At 71.1% G+C, this 15,492-nt stretch carries 25 protein-coding genes and 1 riboswitch; of the genes, 6 read left to right on the top strand and 19 right to left on the bottom strand.

From position 1 onward, the window contains the following. Window positions 1–44 precede the first annotated feature (44 nt). Both FHU40_RS05170 and FHU40_RS05165 read left to right on the top strand, forming a co-directional pair. Window positions 45–833, top strand: coding sequence for an HAD-IIA family hydrolase (locus tag FHU40_RS05170; protein WP_183591174.1), 789 nt, complete (start codon window positions 45–47; stop codon window positions 831–833). A gap of 192 nt (window positions 834–1,025) precedes the next feature. Continuing rightward, window positions 1,026–1,170: riboswitch (cyclic di-AMP (ydaO/yuaA leader) on the top strand. A gap of 5 nt (window positions 1,171–1,175) precedes the next feature. Continuing rightward, window positions 1,176–1,751, top strand: coding sequence for a C40 family peptidase (locus tag FHU40_RS05165; RefSeq protein ID WP_183591173.1), 576 nt, complete (start codon window positions 1,176–1,178; stop codon window positions 1,749–1,751). A gap of 21 nt (window positions 1,752–1,772) precedes the next feature. On the opposite strand, the gene FHU40_RS05160 is transcribed toward FHU40_RS05165, so the two are convergent. The 5 genes from FHU40_RS05160 to FHU40_RS05140 form a co-directional block, all read right to left on the bottom strand. Next, complete coding sequence (locus tag FHU40_RS05160; protein ID WP_183591172.1) at window positions 1,773–2,228, bottom strand: pilus assembly protein TadG-related protein; 456 nt, start codon at window positions 2,226–2,228, stop codon at window positions 1,773–1,775. Then, entirely contained in the window at window positions 2,215–2,664 is a 450-nt protein-coding gene (locus tag FHU40_RS05155; RefSeq protein WP_183591171.1) for a hypothetical protein, read from the bottom strand. Before FHU40_RS05155 ends, FHU40_RS05160 begins: the two co-directional genes overlap by 14 nt. After that, window positions 2,661–3,050: a TadE/TadG family type IV pilus assembly protein gene (locus FHU40_RS05150; protein WP_183591170.1), complete on the bottom strand. Its 390-nt coding sequence runs from the start codon at window positions 3,048–3,050 to the stop codon at window positions 2,661–2,663. The genes FHU40_RS05155 and FHU40_RS05150 overlap by 4 nt, the downstream gene beginning before the upstream one ends. Before the next feature lie 104 nt (window positions 3,051–3,154). Then, complete coding sequence (locus FHU40_RS05145) at window positions 3,155–3,445, bottom strand: DUF3263 domain-containing protein (RefSeq protein WP_183591169.1); 291 nt, start codon at window positions 3,443–3,445, stop codon at window positions 3,155–3,157. 48 nt (window positions 3,446–3,493) lie between these two features. Beyond that, the gene (locus tag FHU40_RS05140; protein WP_183591168.1) at window positions 3,494–4,021 is read right to left on the bottom strand and encodes a hypothetical protein; all 528 of its coding nucleotides are present in this window, start codon (window positions 4,019–4,021) and stop codon (window positions 3,494–3,496) included. A gap of 451 nt (window positions 4,022–4,472) precedes the next feature. On the opposite strand from FHU40_RS05140, the gene FHU40_RS05135 reads away from it, so the two are divergent. Beyond that, window positions 4,473–4,796, top strand: coding sequence for a hypothetical protein (locus FHU40_RS05135; RefSeq protein WP_183591167.1), 324 nt, complete (start codon window positions 4,473–4,475; stop codon window positions 4,794–4,796). A gap of 51 nt (window positions 4,797–4,847) precedes the next feature. On the opposite strand, the gene FHU40_RS05130 is transcribed toward FHU40_RS05135, so the two are convergent. The 3 genes from FHU40_RS05130 to FHU40_RS05120 are packed head-to-tail and all read right to left on the bottom strand — an operon-like array spanning window position 4,848 to window position 5,470. After that, entirely contained in the window at window positions 4,848–5,015 is a 168-nt protein-coding gene (locus FHU40_RS05130; protein WP_183591166.1) for a hypothetical protein, read from the bottom strand. Window positions 5,016–5,050: 35 nt separating this feature from the next. Then, window positions 5,051–5,260, bottom strand: a complete 210-nt coding sequence (locus tag FHU40_RS05125; protein ID WP_183591165.1) for a helix-turn-helix domain-containing protein — start codon at window positions 5,258–5,260, stop codon at window positions 5,051–5,053. A gap of 48 nt (window positions 5,261–5,308) precedes the next feature. Then, entirely contained in the window at window positions 5,309–5,470 is a 162-nt protein-coding gene (locus FHU40_RS05120; protein ID WP_183591164.1) for a hypothetical protein, read from the bottom strand. A gap of 141 nt (window positions 5,471–5,611) precedes the next feature. Between FHU40_RS05120 and FHU40_RS05115 the strand changes: the two genes are divergently transcribed. From FHU40_RS05115 to FHU40_RS29330, 3 genes are read left to right on the top strand one after another with little or no spacing between them, the layout of a single operon-like run. Continuing rightward, window positions 5,612–5,773, top strand: coding sequence for a hypothetical protein (locus tag FHU40_RS05115; protein ID WP_183591163.1), 162 nt, complete (start codon window positions 5,612–5,614; stop codon window positions 5,771–5,773). Window positions 5,774–5,783: 10 nt separating this feature from the next. Continuing rightward, window positions 5,784–6,182, top strand: coding sequence for a helix-turn-helix domain-containing protein (locus FHU40_RS28825; RefSeq protein WP_221199511.1), 399 nt, complete (start codon window positions 5,784–5,786; stop codon window positions 6,180–6,182). Beyond that, window positions 6,179–7,483, top strand: a complete 1,305-nt coding sequence (locus FHU40_RS29330; protein ID WP_221199510.1) for a MucR family transcriptional regulator — start codon at window positions 6,179–6,181, stop codon at window positions 7,481–7,483. The genes FHU40_RS28825 and FHU40_RS29330 overlap by 4 nt, the downstream gene beginning before the upstream one ends. A gap of 357 nt (window positions 7,484–7,840) precedes the next feature. Here the strand turns inward: FHU40_RS29330 and FHU40_RS05100 are convergent, their stop codons facing one another. From FHU40_RS05100 to FHU40_RS05050, 11 genes are all read right to left on the bottom strand, one after another. Continuing rightward, the gene (locus FHU40_RS05100; RefSeq protein WP_183591161.1) at window positions 7,841–8,038 is read right to left on the bottom strand and encodes a hypothetical protein; all 198 of its coding nucleotides are present in this window, start codon (window positions 8,036–8,038) and stop codon (window positions 7,841–7,843) included. 15 nt (window positions 8,039–8,053) lie between these two features. Next, on the bottom strand, window positions 8,054–9,127 hold the full coding sequence (locus FHU40_RS05095; protein WP_183591160.1) for a pyocin knob domain-containing protein: 1,074 nt from the start codon (window positions 9,125–9,127) through the stop codon (window positions 8,054–8,056). A gap of 83 nt (window positions 9,128–9,210) precedes the next feature. Then, the gene (locus FHU40_RS05090; RefSeq protein WP_183591159.1) at window positions 9,211–9,591 is read right to left on the bottom strand and encodes a hypothetical protein; all 381 of its coding nucleotides are present in this window, start codon (window positions 9,589–9,591) and stop codon (window positions 9,211–9,213) included. A gap of 136 nt (window positions 9,592–9,727) precedes the next feature. After that, on the bottom strand, window positions 9,728–9,928 hold the full coding sequence (locus tag FHU40_RS05085) for a hypothetical protein (protein ID WP_183591158.1): 201 nt from the start codon (window positions 9,926–9,928) through the stop codon (window positions 9,728–9,730). Beyond that, window positions 9,925–10,710, bottom strand: coding sequence for an exonuclease/endonuclease/phosphatase family protein (locus tag FHU40_RS05080; RefSeq protein WP_183591157.1), 786 nt, complete (start codon window positions 10,708–10,710; stop codon window positions 9,925–9,927). Before FHU40_RS05080 ends, FHU40_RS05085 begins: the two co-directional genes overlap by 4 nt. Window positions 10,711–10,715: 5 nt before the next feature. Beyond that, window positions 10,716–11,420: a hypothetical protein gene (locus FHU40_RS05075; RefSeq protein WP_183591156.1), complete on the bottom strand. Its 705-nt coding sequence runs from the start codon at window positions 11,418–11,420 to the stop codon at window positions 10,716–10,718. Then, a complete protein-coding gene (locus FHU40_RS05070; RefSeq protein WP_183591155.1) occupies window positions 11,420–11,782 on the bottom strand; it encodes a hypothetical protein in 363 nt (120 codons plus the stop codon). The genes FHU40_RS05075 and FHU40_RS05070 overlap by 1 nt, the downstream gene beginning before the upstream one ends. A 77-nt stretch (window positions 11,783–11,859) precedes the next feature. Further along, window positions 11,860–12,201, bottom strand: coding sequence for a hypothetical protein (locus FHU40_RS05065; RefSeq protein WP_183591154.1), 342 nt, complete (start codon window positions 12,199–12,201; stop codon window positions 11,860–11,862). Window positions 12,202–12,248: 47 nt separating this feature from the next. Next, the gene (locus FHU40_RS05060; RefSeq protein WP_183591153.1) at window positions 12,249–12,548 is read right to left on the bottom strand and encodes a hypothetical protein; all 300 of its coding nucleotides are present in this window, start codon (window positions 12,546–12,548) and stop codon (window positions 12,249–12,251) included. Then, complete coding sequence (locus FHU40_RS05055) at window positions 12,545–14,194, bottom strand: hypothetical protein (protein WP_183591152.1); 1,650 nt, start codon at window positions 14,192–14,194, stop codon at window positions 12,545–12,547. Before FHU40_RS05055 ends, FHU40_RS05060 begins: the two co-directional genes overlap by 4 nt. Continuing rightward, a complete protein-coding gene (locus FHU40_RS05050; RefSeq protein WP_183591151.1) occupies window positions 14,194–15,465 on the bottom strand; it encodes a hypothetical protein in 1,272 nt (423 codons plus the stop codon). The genes FHU40_RS05055 and FHU40_RS05050 overlap by 1 nt, the downstream gene beginning before the upstream one ends. Window positions 15,466–15,492 lie beyond the last annotated feature (27 nt).

The raw sequence follows: 15,492 nt of genomic DNA, 5'->3' as shown, positions 1-15,492 counted from the left end.
ACCGCGGTGGGGGCCCGGCTCGACGGAGACGCAAGAATGGCGCCATGAGCACCCGTCCGGTGGAGACCTGGCTGACCGACATGGACGGCGTGCTCGTCCACGAGGACGTGCCGATCCCCGGGGCGCAGGAGTTCATCGAGGCGCTGAAGGCCTCGAGGAGCGCGTTCCTGGTGCTGACCAACAACTCGATCTTCACCCCGCGCGACCTGCGCGCCCGGCTGCTCGGCAGCGGCATCGACGTGCCGGAGGCGGCGATCTGGACCTCCGCGCTCGCGACCGCGCAGTTCCTCGACGAGCAGCGCCCCCACGGCACGGCGTACGTCGTCGGGGAGGCGGGCCTGACCACGGCGCTGCACGACATCGGCTACGTGATGACCGACCGCGACCCCGACTACGTCGTGCTGGGGGAGACCCGGACCTACTCGTTCGAGGCGATCACCCGCGCGATCCGGCTGGTGGCGGGTGGCGCCCGGTTCATCGCGACCAACCCCGACCCGAGCGGGCCGAGCCAGCACGGGCTGCTGCCCGCGACCGGCTCGGTCGCCGCGCTGATCAGCACGGCGACCGGTCGTACGCCGTACTTCATCGGGAAGCCGAACCCGCTGATGATGCGCAGCGCACTCAACCGGCTGGCCGCCCACTCCGAGACCACGGTGATGATCGGCGACCGGATGGACACCGACATCATCAGCGGCCTCGAGGCCGGGCTGCGCACCGTGCTGGTGACGACCGGATCCACACGGCCCGAGCAGGTCGAGACCTTCCCCTACCGGCCGACCCGGGTCGTCGACTCCATCGCCGACCTCGTCGACGAGGTCGCGGCCCGACTGTGATCTGCGTCCGACTCAGCCGCGGTTCCACGCGGGGAGTGTGACGAGCGCCACTCGTTCGGTGGCCGACGGGATGTTGCAGTGCGGCGATCGGTGGGTAGCGTCGTTGAGGATTGCACCAAGCACAGCCGGTCCCGGGCACGCCGAGTCCTGCCCGTCCGTGGCACCGGTCCACCAGGTGGGGCACGTCCCGACCGACGAGTGACGCAGTACGGGCAGGAGTGGGGGACCCACTTTTTCCGCGGCCGGCCGGCCGCTTGGGGTGAAGCCGCCTGAGGGCGGCCGGGCACCTTCCTCGCCCGAACCCGACAGCTCACCTCACAGGCGTGGGAAGGAACCACGCACATGTCCACACCCCTGTCCGTCGTCCTGCGCGCCTGCACCCATACCGGGGCCAGGGTCCTCGCCAGCGGCGCCCTCGCCATCGGCCTGCTCACCTCCGCGCCGGTCTCCGACGCACACTCGGCCACGGTCGAGAAGAGCGTGCAGCAGGACCAGCCGAAGCAGCGCACCAAGCACGGCAAGAAGAAGCACCGGCCCAAGCCCAGCCGGATCGAGGTCGCGATGCGCACCGCCGTCGCGCAGAAGGGCGACCCCTACGGCTACGGCGCGGCCGGCCCCAACCGCTTCGACTGCTCGGGGCTGACCTTCTACAGCTTCCGCCGGGCCGGCTTCAGCGGCATCCCGCGCACCTCGTCCGCCCAGGCCGGCTTCGCCCGCCACATCCCGCGCTCGGCGATGCGCCGCGGCGACCTGATCTTCTTCACCGGCGGCGGTGGCGTCTACCACGTCGGCGTCTTCGCGGGCTGGTTCCACGGTCGCCGGATGGTGCTGCACGCGCCGTACTCCGGCACGCGGGTGCGCACCGACCCGGTGTGGACCAACTCCTGGTTCGCGGGCACGCTGCGCTTCCGGGCCTGACGGGCCCGGACCGCTCGGCCGCTACCGCTCGGCCACGACGGCCGCGGATCCCGTGGCGCCGATCGTCGCGACCTGCGGAGAGCCGGGGACGGTGAGCGGCAGCTCGAGCGGGGCGGTGACGTGCACGGTGACGTGCGACGAGGCCGGGTCGATGTCGACCTCGAAGGCCAGGCCCGGGTAGTCGTCGTACGCCCCCGACCGGGACAGGAAGTCGCGCACCGACCCCCGGACCCGCTCCGCGCTCAGCCGGAGCCGGCCCTGCGGCACGCCGCCGGTGTAGACCTCGGTGCCGGTCGCGGCGAGGTCCGCGGCCCGCAGCGCCGCGCCGTCGGCGACCGTGCTCAGGCCCTGCCGCCGCAGGTACGCCGCGGACACGTCGACCACGGTCGCCACGGCCATCGCCAGCACCAGCGCGAACCCGACGATCAGCAGCGTCGTCTGGCCGGTCTCGTCCGGGCGCCGGTCACGGCGCGGCATCGGCGGCCTCCTGGTACTGCCCGATCGGCAGGTCGTGGGTCGCGTCGAGGGCGAAGCTCGGGGCGCCGCCGCCGAGCAGGTCCGGCAGCAGCGGCAGGTCGACGCTCGACTCGACGACGACCGTGACGACCGACGTGCCGGCGTGGCAGTCGTGCGGGTACGGCGTGCAGGAGACGTGCACCTCGAGCGGCGCTCCGCCGATGCCCTGGTCGCGCAGCGCCTGCCGGGCCGCGGCCTCGGCCCGGGCGCGGCCGACGGCGTCGTCGGGCGCGAGGGCGTAGGCGCGGCCGGCGGCCCGGGCCGCACCGGACACGGCGAAGGCGCCGCGCTGCACCTCGAACACCGAGACCACGATCCAGAGCATCGGGACCAGCAGCAGGAGGCCGAGCCAGCTCAGCTCGACCAGCGCGCTGCCGCGTTCGTCACGGCGCCTCACGGCGGCTGCTCCTCGACCGCGTGGCCGGTCACCTCCAGCGCGACCCCGGGGCCGCCGATGCCGAGGGCGGGCACCACTGCCCGGATGGTGACCTCGACGCCGGGCGCGCCGTCGACGGCCGTCGGCCGCGCGGACACGTCGCGGGCGAACCGGCCCGAGATCGCCCCGTCGATCCGGTCGCGGGCCCGGTCGGCGCCGTCGGCCGGGCCGCGGTCGAGCGTCGCGGCGTACCGCGCGCCCTCGGACGCCGCCGACGCGAGCGTGTTGCGCACCAGCAGCACCAGCGCGACCTGGAGGATGCCGAGGAACATCGGCACCAGCACCACCAGGACGAGCACGAAGTCGACGACGGCCGACCCGCGCTCGCCGCGCCGCCGGACCGGCACTACCGCACCTTGGCGAGCGCCGAGCTGACCATGTCCTGCAGGGCCGGGCCGGCGATCGCCGTGATGCCGACAACCAGCCCGGCGGTCATCACCGTGAACGGTGCCTAATGACTCGTCCGCTCGAAGCCGAGTCGGCGCGCGGAGCGCTGGTGCGCACGGGCGGCCCGGAGCCGCTGGAGGCGGCGTACGAGGAGCGGGTCGTGGGCGAGCGCGGCCGGGTGGTCGATGAGCCGGTTGAGGAGCTGGTAGTAGCGGGTCATCGACATGCCGAAGAGATCGCGGACGGCGGTCTCCTTGGCGGCGGGGTAGCGCCACCACTGCTGCTCGAAGGTGAGGATCTCGAGGTGCTCGTCGGTCAGCGGCTCGCTGGGGCTGGCCGTGGCGGTGCTGGTCATGGCCGGAAGGCTAGACGTGGTCGCCGACACCGGTCGGCGTGCTCGGGTTCAGCGGAGGCAGATGGTCTGCACGTTGGCGGTGCCGGAAATGGAGAACTGGACCATAAGCGCGTTCTGCTCGGGGTCGATGTAGGAGTTCACGAACGACACCAGGCCGCTGCCGCCCGGCTTGACGTATCCGGCGACGGCCTGGGTCCCGACCGGGCAGGGAGCCGGGTAGTACGCGCTGTTGTCGATGCTGCCGGTGATGACGTTGTCGACGTACTCCACCGTGGGCTTCAGCTCGTCGACGGTGCCGTCGTCGAGCTCGTTGGTGGTGATGGTGCTGGGTGCGATCTGGGTGGCGCGGATGGAGCGCTTGGCGATCGCGTTGCCCTTGATAGCGCCCTTCTTCAGCTGCTTGCCGGTCAGGGTGCCCTTCTGGAGGCGGTTCGCGGGGATCGAGTTCGGCTCGATGCGCTTGCCGTCGATCCACTTCGCGCCGGCGACAGCGCCGGCGGCGCCGACTCCTGCGATGAGGGCGAGGGCGGCGATGGCGACGACGATGGCGTGGGAGACCCGGACCTGGAGGTTCATGGGTTGACGGTAGATCGAGCCGTCGATGTTCGGGGTGGATTCGGGCGGCGCGGCGGCAGCGTGGCGGCCGGTGTGGGGCGGGGGGCCAGTAGCAAGGTTCGAACAGGCGTTCTAGTCTTGGGTGATGCGGCAGCCTCCGTTCCATGTGTGGGTCGATGCGACCAACTCGTGGGCTGTCCCGTCGCCAGGGGTGCTGTTGGCGTGGCGACAGACGGACCAGCACGGCTGGGAGGCGTGGGTAATGTACGCGTCGTCGTACTCCACGGGTACCGGGCTGGAGGTCAGCGTGACGCAGGGGTGGACGCCAGCTCATCTGGTGAAGCCCGCAGACTCGCCCCGACCAGAGCGGGACTACTCGCAGTACCGGCCGAAGGTCGGCGGCCGGGGGTAGCGTCGGTGGCTAGCCGTGACGCCCTGGGCGTACCGCCGACCGTCGTGCAGGATGGGGACCATGGACCGCACGCCGGACGAGATCGAGGACTCCCTGTCGATACCGGAGGAGGTCGTCCAGCCAGCGGTCGCGAAGATGCAGGCCCAGGATGCCGAGCGCGGCGACTGGCCCAGTCCCCGCGAGACGCGGATGCCCGAGCAGCCGTGGCCCGCACCCGACGATCCGATGCTGCGGTTCCTGCTGCACAAGGCGAAGGCGTCGATCGACGCCGGCATGGACGTCGGTATCGCGATGGTTCAGCTCGCGACCCACGCGTGGTTCGAGGGCGGGATCGAGAACTACGATCGGGGGGTCCGGGACGGCCGGAGGCCGCGTTCGGTCTGAGCGATTCGGCCTAGTCCATCGCCGTAGCGATCCACTGGGCGCAGGCAGGCATCAGTCCGTGGCCTCGCCGGGGATGACGGTGATGTGGATCTCGAGCCAGCCCTCGGGCCGCTGGGCGTCGAGCTGGGCGGTAGCCTGCTCCCAGGTGGGTGCGTCGGTGTAGATGTCGCGGCGGTCGCCGGTGTCCGGGTCGGGCCGGATCGTGGAGTGCAGCCTCACGCGGCGCAGCCTACGGCGGTACGCCGACCGGCCGATCAGGCGCGGTGGCGTGCGGTGAACGCGCGGGCGGCGGCGTAGCGCTCGACGTCGGCGCGGCGGAGCCACCAGGAGCGGCCGTGGCGGACGGCGGGGAGTCGGTCGTGGGCGGCGAGGCGCCGGATGTACTGGGGTGTCCAGCCGAGCACGAGGCCGGTGGTGGTGGCGTCGAGCCAGACGGTGGTGTCGTCTGGTGGACGGTCGGGCATGTGGATCGGATGCCCCCGATTGGGCGTGACGAAACCGCTCGGCGGGCGTCAGCGCTCGAGTGGCATGACGTAGAGCTTGATCCAGCCGTCGGGGGTCTGGGCGTCGACCTGCGCGACGCAGTCGTCGTAGGAGCTGCCCTCGACCTCGATCGTGTGCTTCTGCTCGCCGTCGACGTCGGTCTTGGGCCGGATCATGCTACGCAGCTTCACGGGTCGCAGCCTATGTCCGGGGCGGTCTAGACGAAGGTGGCGACTTCAGACCTTCCCCTTCCCGTGTCCGGTTTTAGGACATACAGTGTGTGTCACGAGGTCAGGGCACAGGCCCAGACCGAGACCCGTAGGGGAACGATCATGATCACCATCGCCGACCTGGCCGCCGAGCTGGACAGCAACGACACCGGTGCCACCGCGAACGCCATCTGTGGTTTCCTGGGGCACCTGCCCGCCCTCACCCCGGACACCGTCCTGGATGCCGACGACGAGGCCATCGTCCGCGAGACGTTCGGTGCCTGAGCACCCGAGCGTGACCCGGGAGCCCTCGCCCGTCACGGGCGAGGGCTTCGGCTCGTTGAGCGAGGCCCTGACCGATGCGGAGTTCCGGATCGCGCGGGAGGACCTCGGGCTCACGATGGAGCACGTCGCGGCCCGGCTCGGTGTCGCCGAGCGCACCGTGCGGCGGTGGGAGGCGGGAACGAGCCGGATCCCGGCCGGCGTGGCCGAGCAGGTCGGGGACTTGACCGACCAGGCGGACGCGCAGGTCGACGCCTGGGCGACGCGGCTGCTCGACGTGGCGGAGCCGGTGCTGGTGATCCCCCGGGAGGGCGAGCGGGACGGGTGGCCGGCGAGCTGGTGGCGCGCGCTCGCGGCCCGGATCGTCGAGCGGGTCGACGGTCTGCGCGTGGTGTACGCCGACGAGTCGTGAGCGCGGCCGAGGACGGGGAGAGCAAGCAAGACCGCCCCGCGCTGGTCTCGTTGCGTCAGGCCGCGGAGTTGACCGGCCACACCGATGGCGCGTTCCGGGTCTCGATGCGGGCGCACCCGGACCGATGGCCCAAGCCGGTGACCCGCCAGCGCGTCGACGGCGCGAAGAAGCCCTCGTTCCTCTACGACCGCGCCGAGCTGCTCGCGGCGGCGGCCCAGGTGCTGGGGCCGCCGCGGGACCGGAGGCCGCGGTGGAGCGAGGAGGAGCTGCGCCTGGTGCGGGATCTGCGGCTCTCGGTCGAGCAGGTCGCGCTCCGGCTCCCAGGCCGCAGCGAGCGCGCGGTGGGGAACCTGCGGTCGCGTCTGGGCGTGCGGGGCGCGCGGAGGAAGGACGCGGCGGCGCCCGCTGCCCCGACCGTGCGGCCGCGGCGGGCGAGCCTCGAGCGGGCTGCGTGGGTGATCGTCCGGGCACAAGCGGGAGTCCCTCGGGGCGAGATCGCCAGCGAGTTCGGGATCAGCCGGTCGCGGGTCTCCCAGATCGTTGCCGGTGGGCGGCCGGTGCTGGTGACCCGTGCCGAGGCGGCGGCCGAGCTCGGCTACTCGGTCTCGTCGCTGGCGACGCTGATGAATCGACACCCCGAGCGGTGGCCCACGCCGGTCGCGCACCGGCCGGCCGGCAACGGCCGCGGCCGGGTCTACCTGTGGGTCCTCGACGAGCTGCGTGCCGCGGCCGGCGTCGTCGAGGCGAGGTCGACGCGGATCGGGGCCGGGTCGACGGTCTCGGACGGCGACGGGCTGATCCCGTGCCTGGAGTGCGGGGACGGTCGCCGGTTCCGGCACCTGGGGACACACCTGAGCCGGGCCCACGGCGTCACGGCCGCGGAGTACCGGGCGGCGCACGGCCTGCCGGCGACGGCCGCTCTCGCGGCCGATGTGACCCGGCTGCGGTCGCAGGAGATCGGCCGGGAGCGCCACGCGGCCGGAGAGCTGGGGCACCTCAAGCCGTGGCAGGGCCCGGAGCGGCTGCGGGAGATGGCCGTCCCGGGGATCGACGCGTCCGCGGGCAGCCGCAACGAGCAGCACGTCCGTGCGAACCGGCGCCCCGGGCAGGAGCGGGCGGTGCGGCGGATGGTCGCGGCGCGGGTCGCGAAGCTCGACGAGGCCGCCCGACAGGCCGGGTACCGGGATCTCGATGACGGGATCCAGCAGACGACGCACCTGAACGCCGCGGCGGCTGGGCGAGCGATCGGGGTTTCAGCGCAGACCGTGCGTCGGCGGCGCGCCGACCTCGGCCGGGCATGACGAAGCCGCCCCGCCACCCGGGTTGGGTGGCGGGGCGGGGTTGTTGCTCACGCGGGTGACAAGTTCTGGGTTGGGTTTCGCCGGGTCGGTTTGGCCCGGATCGCTGTGGGGCGACGATGGGCGACATGGCGACTCTCGACGGCCCATCTCCGGACTGCCCGCGGCCGACAAGGGGAAACCCGCTGGCCGAGTTCGCCCGCTTCTGCGAGGAGCTCGGGGTCGAGACCGGTGAGGAGGCGGCTGCGGCTCTGGCGCTGTGGCGGAGCGTGTTTCGGCATACGACGTGGATGGGGGCGCTGGACGGGGTCTACCCGCTGAGAGGCCCGCTGTAGGTCTGTCCGGGTCCGTGTGACGTCGCTACGGCGCTGGGGTGATGATCCCTTCGAGGGCGGTGGCGAGGTCGGTGGGGTCGCCGCCGTCGTCGGTGTAGCGGCGGGCGATGTCCGCGACCTGGGCAGGCGCGGACGCAAGCCGCTGGCGGCGTTCGAGCTCGTTGGTGACGTCGATGCGGAGCTGGTCGAGGTCGTTGTCGGTGAGGGTCGTGAGGTCGTCCATGGATGGTGCTCCTGTCTAGGCGGCGGTGCCGGGAAGGGTGGTCGGCCACGGTGCCGTGGACGACGCCGGGTACGACCAGGCCACGTCTTGGTTGATGTCTCCGGTTGTTGGCGCGCCCTGGTTCCCGTAGCCCCGCGTAAGCGAGCCTCCCGTCGACACGTTGATCGTCATCACCGTGCCAACGCCGATCTGCGCCAACACCGGGGTGGCTTGGTAGGGCGTCATGCCGGGAGGCAGGTTGTAGCCATCGGCGTGGACCCGGTCCGTCGTGTGGTTCAACTTGCGGAGCGCTCGAACCCAGATCTGCACCATGGGACCGGTGCGCTGAGCGGCGATCCATCCGGTGGCGCCGAGGACGGGCGCCCACGACTGAGAGAGGGGCCAGCCTGTCACCACACCGGCGGGGTCCCATCGAGACAAGAACCTGAAGCCCGTGTCCCCGTAGACGACCTTCCAGCCAGTGGCGCCCGAGCCGGTGGCCTTGATCCACTCGACCGCGCCGTTGGTCGCGTTGGTGTCGATGTAGCGCGATCCCACTGGGGCCGTGATGACGCCCTCGGGGGAGCCAGTGCCGGTGATGGTGTTGCCCGGCAGGGCGGCAGATGTCCGCTCCTCGATCCATGGCGTCCACGTTGCCCCGCCATCGCCACTCGACCGGAAGAACGACCGCTGCCCCGCGACGAATCGTTGGCTGACGTAGGTCGCCTGGAACATCACATGCACGTTGCCTGATAGCCCCGAAGCGGGACGGTTGGCCGATGTGGAGTCGACGGTCCAGAACCCCGGCGTGACGAGAGTGTTGAGATCCTGAGCGGGCCGATAGGTGGCCAGAGTCGTCTCGCCCTCCACCCATGCCAGGCCAGACGTCTTCGTGGAGTCGGCCTTCAAGAATGCGCCGTTCACGCCGACCGGGAGGCGACCCGCCGTGTCGGGAGCTGTGCCGACCAGCAGGTCCCCCTTCGCGTCGACCAGCTGCGGCACCGCCAGACTCTGATCCCGAGCCGCCTCCGCCTCGTCGCGCGCGTCCTCAGCACCAGCCCGAGCCGCCTCCGCGGCCGCGTTCAACGCCTCCGCCGTCGCCAACGACACCGGCCTGAACGTCGCCCGCGTCCCCTCCACACCGCGTACGACATGCGGCCGACCACTCGACCGATTCACCCGCAACCCAGCCATCACGCGGCCGCTTTCCGCTTCACCACGAACTGGGAGTCGCCGGCACCCACCACCACGAGCGTCGCCAAGTCGCTGGGGCGGACGATCTGCAGCTCGTGGAAGTAGGCCCCAGCCGCGAGACCTGCCGACGCCGCAGCCGTCGCCGTGACCACCACACCCGTCGCCGTCCGCGACACCGTCAACCCCGTCGACAGCTTCGCCGCGCCCGCCTTGTCGTAGACGTTCCACGTCGCCGTGAACCCCGCCGTCAGATCCACCGGCGCGCCGGCGTCGTCCTCGAGGTCGTAACCGATGGTCCAGCTGGTGCCGGCCGTGGCGGTGATGTACTCGGTCGCCAGGTACGGCAGTCCGGCGGCGATGAGGTCGTCGAATCCGGCCACGATGGGTCCTCCTACGAGCGCGGGGTGGGGTCAGGGGCGGCGGGCGCGGTGCCAGCGGAGGTAGTCGACGAGCGGCCAGGCCGCGGCGGCGTACGCCGCGACCAGCAGCCAACGACGACGACGGCGGGACACGGCGCTACTCGGCGTCGGCGTTGGAGACGCGCCAGGTCGCCCGGCCCACGGCGGCGAACGCGCCGAGCGCGAGCCCGCCGGCGATCACGGTCTCGGCGCCGGTGAGGGTGCCGTCGGACATGCCGGCGGCCAGGCCGGCCACGCCAGCGAACAACGCGGAGCCGCCGGCGGCGACGAGGGACTTGCGGATGGTGGAGAGGTTCATCGGTGCTCCTTGCGGGGTCGGATGGTGCCGGTGATGTGGATGCCGCGGTGGTCCGAGGCGGGCGTGAGGGCCATGACCCGGATCCGGGGCCGGTGGATGCGGCGGGTGAGGCACCAGTCGATGAGCCGGCGCCCGTGCGTCCCCTTCTTCGGGAGCCGCTTCGGGAGCGTCAGGCCCGGCCACGCCGAGCGGATCCAGGCGCGGACCCACGGCCGGAGCGCGTCGAGGTTCCAGTCCGCGACGACCAGCTCGCCGTCCGGCCGGTACCGGCGGCGCCAGGCCAGCACGGTGTGCCGCCACACTGCGACGGCATCGCGGTGCTCCCGCGCCCGAGCGGACGCGGCCCAACCGGCCTCGACGCCGGCGGAGGTGTGCGTGGTCGAGACCAGCAGCGTGCAGCCGGTGGCGCGGTGCCGCAGCAGCGCGATCGGCGCGACCTGGCCACCGCGCTGCCCGTCGAGATCCTTGACGAGCATGACCGCGTCCCAGGCGACGACCTCCCACACCGCGGTGCGGACCAGGATCGCGGACTCGCCCCGCTGGCCGTTGCCGCGGCGCAGCAGCCGGAACCCGGCCAGTCCCCGGAGCACGTCGCCGCGCTGGGGCCGGTCGACCTCGGTGACGGTGATGACGTCCGCGCGCCGTGCCGCGGCCTCGAGCTGCTCGCGCAACGACTCGGGGGAGCGGTCGTAGCGGCCGGAGAGGTGGACCGCGCGCAGGTCGGCCCAGTGGGCAGCCCGGTGCGCCGCTCGGCGGGACTTGCGGAGCGGCGCGACGAGCACGGCGGTCAGGCCTCGTTGTCCTCGTCAGCGAGCGCCAGAGCGACGTCGGCGCGCAGGCGCTTCAGCTGTGCGGCGGTCGCGCCCTTCTCGCCGTACTGGTCGATGCGGCTGAGGAGCATGTCCCGGATGCGGCGGTCGCGGGCCGCGGTGTTCTTCCCCATCCGGTCGACGCGCTTCGTCAGCTTCTCGACGGCTGCGAGTACCTCGTCGGCGTTGGCCATGTCGTCCTCCGGTGGGGTCGTGATGAGCGGGTTCGGGCGGCGGTGGTAGTCGCGGCCGCTGGACGCGAGGCCGTTACGGCCGGCGATGTACTCCGACCACTGCCACGCGGCGCCGGAGTCGAGGTCGTAGTCGGTGCCGAGCACCAGATGGATGTGCGGGTCCGTGAACCCGCCGTGAGCGAGGTTCCGCAGCCAGGCGCCGCCGCCGTGTCGGCGGATCGCCCATACCAGCGTGACCACCTGGCGGGAGGTCAGATTCCAGACGCGAAGGTCGAAGCACCCGCCGCCGTCGTGGTAGCCGGCGCTGGCCCGAGCGCCGCCGCCCGCGACGGTCATCCATGCGCCCTGGGTGATGACGATCAGGTGCGCGAATGGAGCTACGGCGGGGTCGGCGAGGACCTGCTGCCACCACGACCACATGTAGTCGCTGGCGTAGATGCCGCGGCCACTGGAGTCGGTGCCGCGACGGCGAACCGTGTGGGCGGCCATCAGCAGGGCTCCCAGACGCCGTGGTCGACGTAGCCGTGCCAGGACAGCCCGTGCGGTCCGCCCCGAACGAGAACGCTGTTGGAGCTGCCGTCGCCCGGGCGGATGCTGATCGTGCCGTCCTCGTGCTCGCGCACGGTGTGGATGCTGAGCATGGCGTACTGGCCCAACGGCGTGACGATCCCCCAGACGGTGTTGGTCAGATTCCCGTTCTCCGGACTGGTCCCGTGCTTGAGCACGTCGGGCGTCAATGGCACAGCGGGGTCCTTGCGGGACATGACCTTCCAGTAGTCGCCGGGCTGCAGGTCGTCGTAGTCGACCGGGAGCTCGCTGAGCACGGTGTCCGGCAGGCGTCGTCCCTGCATGGGTGCCTCCTTCGGGCAGGCAGAGATGGCGCCACGCAGCAGCGCGACGCGGGGGAGAGGGGACGAGGTGGGTCAGGTCAGGAGCCGGCAGGCGGTGGCGTGCCGCGGTCGCGGCGGGCGACGTCGACCTCGCGCTCGATGAGCTTGACCCAGCGTTCTGACCACTCCATGTGGCCCTCGAGCATCCGGCCGAGGACCTTGACCTCCTGCTGCACGTCGTCGAGGCGGTCGAGCACGGTGGGTGGCTCGTTGGAGTGGTGGTTCTCCGAGACCTGCTTTTCGACCTGCTTGACCGGCGCGATCAGGTGCTCGCGCAGGTAGGGCAGCAGCACGAGCCGCACCAGCACGCCGAGGATCGCGAACCCTGCGATCAGCGTGCCGAGTGTCCAGGTGATCGCCTCGCGGGTACCGGCATCCATCACGCGGTGCTCTCCCTCTGGTCAGACCCGCGAAGGGTCGTGGATCGTCACGGCACCAGCACCGCGAGCCGGCCGAGCGCTTCCACCAGCGCCGCCGTCCGCCCCGGCCCCGGCTCCTCGGCCAGCAGCCCTGCGATCTCCCGGCGGACCGCCTCGTCCTCCGGCCCCTGCGAGATCACCCGACACCGCACCGCAGCCGCAACCTCACCCGACACGTCCGGGGTGAGGGTCACCTCGAGCAGACCACCATCACCGAACCGCACCTCAACCTCGGCATCGGTGAGATCAACGAACGACGCCGGACCGATGGACTGCCCGAAACCGAGCTGCGCGCGGATCGCCGTCATACAGCACCAACCGCCTGAGCGATCCACTGCTCGGTCGTCAACGCCGGCGTCCCCAGCTGCAGGTGCGCCGCGCACGAGTCGTCGTCGTACTCCATCTCGGTAACTCGCAGGTCGTCCCCGGTCGCAACGACCCGAGCCAGGTACCCAGGCTCGATCTCCCAGGGATGCACCAGACATCCAGTCTGGAGGTCCATGATCGGCTGATCCACGACGACCCGGGCAGCCCTCGGCGGCGACGCCTTCGCTTCGAGGATCCGGCCGCCGACCCGTTCCGCGTTGGCCAGGGAACCCAGGCCAGCACGGAGAGTGACTGGGTCAGCGTCTCGGATACGTCCGACCGCGTCGAGGGCGGGCACGGTGGAGGTGATCACCGTGGACTGCTCGATGCCTCGCTCGTCGGTCCACTTCACGACGATTCGGTTGCAGAGGTCGAGGTCCGAGCCGAGCTGCTCGGTAGGGATGGATGGGGGAATCATGTAGCGCGGCGTGGTGGGCCAGCCTCGGTAGTTGAAGCGGTGTCGGCCAGTGGAGTTGTGCGTGGTCTCGAGGACCTCCCAGATCATGTCGGGCTCGAAGCTGGTGAGGTCATCGAGGAGCCGCGCGGGCTTGACCGAGTCCGGGTAGGCAAGCTGGTCGATCTTGAACGTGGTGCCGTCGATCTGCGCGGTGGCGGGGTCGCAGAAGGTGAGGCTGCGGCCGAGGAGGTCTTCGACGACTTCGTGGGCGAGGACGTAGGCGGTGTAGTAGGAGCCGCCGCCAGGGGACACCCCAGGGACTCCGGGGCTTGTGCCGGCGATGAGGTGAGCAGCCGAGGGCATGTTCTTCAGCGCGCCGTAGCGGTCCATGAGGTGTCCGAGGACCGCGATGCGCCCGAACACCGCCCAGACGTTGTCCTGACCGACGTTGCCGGCAGAGGTGGCGCGGTAGAGCTGAAAGACCAGGGACCCGCGGCCAGCGAGGAGCGAGGGGTTTCCGGTGAGGACGGCGACGGCGCCCATCCCAGTGCCGAGAGAGACGGTGTGCTTGGGATCGCCGGGGTTCCAGAACGCACCGAACCAGGAGACCGCGTAGTTGGGATCGACAGCTCCAGCGTCGTAGCAGCCGATGTATCCGCCGAGGGTCATCGAGCCACCAAGGAACCCTGTGTACATCAACGAGGTTTCTTCGCTGGCGCCAACTGGGGTGCCGGGTACGAACTGCAGCTGGAGGGCGGGCTCGCCGCCGTACCAGCCGGCACCGGGGACGTTGCCTGATTGGCGGGTGGCGTTGGGCTTCTGGACGTTGTAGCTACTTGGCCGCCAGTTGCCGAGGTCGCGGTCAATGTAGCCGTACCTGTCGGCATGGTCGGCCATGCGGGACTGGCCGCCGAGGGCGGTGATGTCGTAACCCTGCCCGTCCTGGCCACTTCGGGTGCCGGGGTTGTTGACGTACCCCTCCCAGGTGGTGCTACCGGTGCGGGTGTCGTAGATCCAGAGGCGGTCGGTTGGGCCAAGGTCAGGGAAGGAACGCGACGAGGCGTCAAGCTGACACGAGGCGTCCGCGTGGCCACCGGGAGCGGTCTTGCGGAACCGGAGCCGGGAGAGATGTTTCGTCACATGCTGGTCGGTCATGCCGTCACTAAGACGAACAGCCAGCGGGGCGCGCATCAGTCTCCTCGCAGGTATAGGTAGCGCGGGTGGTACGTCAGCGTCACGTCCGCAGTCGAGGCGATCGCATCGAAGTTCGGCGCGTTCAGGTCGACGGGGTTCGTGGTGCATCCAACCTGGTGGTGAAGGTGGAAGACGTTGCTCTTGCCGGGCTCGAGCATCGGGAAACCTCCCGAGAGCTGAGGCGTGATCATCCCGGCGAACACGTCGCCGGTGTTCATCGCCCGAAAAAGCTCCCTCTCGGCGTCCCAGACCCCGTACCGGCTGGCCTGGATGTCGCAGCTCTTGAAGTAGGACCGCATCATCCGCGTCTGGCTGGTGGTGACTGTGTCGATCGGGATGAGCAGCAGGTAGTCAAGCCAGGCGGCGCCTGTGCCGGTGGTGCGCTGGAGCTTGACGGCAATGTCGGGTGGGGTACCGCCGGCCGGTAGGTCCGAGGCATCCCAGCCGGCGCCACCGAGCGGGATGGAGAAGTCCCCGAGGTCGAGCAGGCAGGCGTACCCGTTGGCAGAGAACGGCGGCCGGTCGAGGGCCGCCACGACGCCGTTGGTGGCGACGTCGACGGTGGAGCCGATGTACCGCAGCGTCATCCTGGCGGTGAACCGCGTGCTGGTGTCGGAGCGCGCAGCGCGGAGGAACACGCGGTACCTGCCGGGCTCGGGACTGGTGGGTGCGACGCCGGAAAGACGGGTCGCAAGTCCGGGGGTGCCAGCGAAGGTCACGATCGACCGGGATCCACCGGAGAAGGTGGACCCGGCCGCGTTGTCGTGAGTCGTATCGGCGCCGGCTGTGAACGACCCGGTCTGCCACACGTGCGCGGCCGGTGCTGGACCATCGTGGCTGACGGTGGCGAAGAGAGCGGTTTGGTCAACCCAGATCACGGATGGCGCGATCTGCACCGAGCACGGCGAGGGGGCGTCTCCCTTGATCGGCGTCGGGATCACGTAGCGGCACGCGTGAGAGCCGGCGGCTGGGTTGTTGTTGACCGTGAACGGGCCCACGATCTCCGCCGCACCGTATGCGAAGGCGGCGGCGGTGAGGGGCACGGTGATGCGCCACAGCTTGGACCCAACATGGTCGAACGACAGGTCGCCGGGCTCGCCCGCGTAGGTCTTGAACCACACGGGCTCCGTCGTGGGGGTGAGCCGGAACAGCAACCAGTTCGACGGCCGCAGCAGCTCACGAGCCAGGGCCTGCATCACGCCGAGAGCGAACGCTTCGTCTCCTGCGACGGTGATGGTGAGCGCCAGGCTGCGGTAGCCGTAGTCCACGCCGACCGACTCCGGGCCGCCGGTGAA

Origin of the sequence: Nocardioides soli, assembly GCF_014191495.1 — a bacterium.
Taxonomy (GTDB): Bacteria; Actinomycetota; Actinomycetes; order Propionibacteriales; family Nocardioidaceae; genus Nocardioides; species Nocardioides soli.
This window is presented reverse-complemented; position numbering and strand designations above follow the sequence as displayed.

Coding starts and splice junctions, on each gene's coding strand:
- FHU40_RS05060 (WP_183591153.1), bottom strand. CDS start 12,548: ATGACGGCGATCCGCGCGCAGCTCGGTTTCGGGCAGTCCATCGGTCCG.
- FHU40_RS05160 (WP_183591172.1), bottom strand. CDS start 2,228: ATGCCGCGCCGTGACCGGCGCCCGGACGAGACCGGCCAGACGACGCTG.
- FHU40_RS05135 (WP_183591167.1), top strand. CDS start 4,473: ATGGACCGCACGCCGGACGAGATCGAGGACTCCCTGTCGATACCGGAG.
- FHU40_RS05170 (WP_183591174.1), top strand. CDS start 45: ATGAGCACCCGTCCGGTGGAGACCTGGCTGACCGACATGGACGGCGTG.
- FHU40_RS05145 (WP_183591169.1), bottom strand. CDS start 3,445: ATGACCAGCACCGCCACGGCCAGCCCCAGCGAGCCGCTGACCGACGAG.
- FHU40_RS05115 (WP_183591163.1), top strand. CDS start 5,612: ATGATCACCATCGCCGACCTGGCCGCCGAGCTGGACAGCAACGACACC.
- FHU40_RS05085 (WP_183591158.1), bottom strand. CDS start 9,928: ATGAACCTCTCCACCATCCGCAAGTCCCTCGTCGCCGCCGGCGGCTCC.
- FHU40_RS05100 (WP_183591161.1), bottom strand. CDS start 8,038: ATGGACGACCTCACGACCCTCACCGACAACGACCTCGACCAGCTCCGC.
- FHU40_RS05075 (WP_183591156.1), bottom strand. CDS start 11,420: ATGGCCGCCCACACGGTTCGCCGTCGCGGCACCGACTCCAGTGGCCGC.
- FHU40_RS05165 (WP_183591173.1), top strand. CDS start 1,176: ATGTCCACACCCCTGTCCGTCGTCCTGCGCGCCTGCACCCATACCGGG.
- FHU40_RS05125 (WP_183591165.1), bottom strand. CDS start 5,260: ATGCCCGACCGTCCACCAGACGACACCACCGTCTGGCTCGACGCCACC.
- FHU40_RS05065 (WP_183591154.1), bottom strand. CDS start 12,201: ATGGATGCCGGTACCCGCGAGGCGATCACCTGGACACTCGGCACGCTG.
- FHU40_RS05140 (WP_183591168.1), bottom strand. CDS start 4,021: ATGAACCTCCAGGTCCGGGTCTCCCACGCCATCGTCGTCGCCATCGCC.
- FHU40_RS05055 (WP_183591152.1), bottom strand. CDS start 14,194: ATGCGCGCCCCGCTGGCTGTTCGTCTTAGTGACGGCATGACCGACCAG.
- FHU40_RS05070 (WP_183591155.1), bottom strand. CDS start 11,782: ATGCAGGGACGACGCCTGCCGGACACCGTGCTCAGCGAGCTCCCGGTC.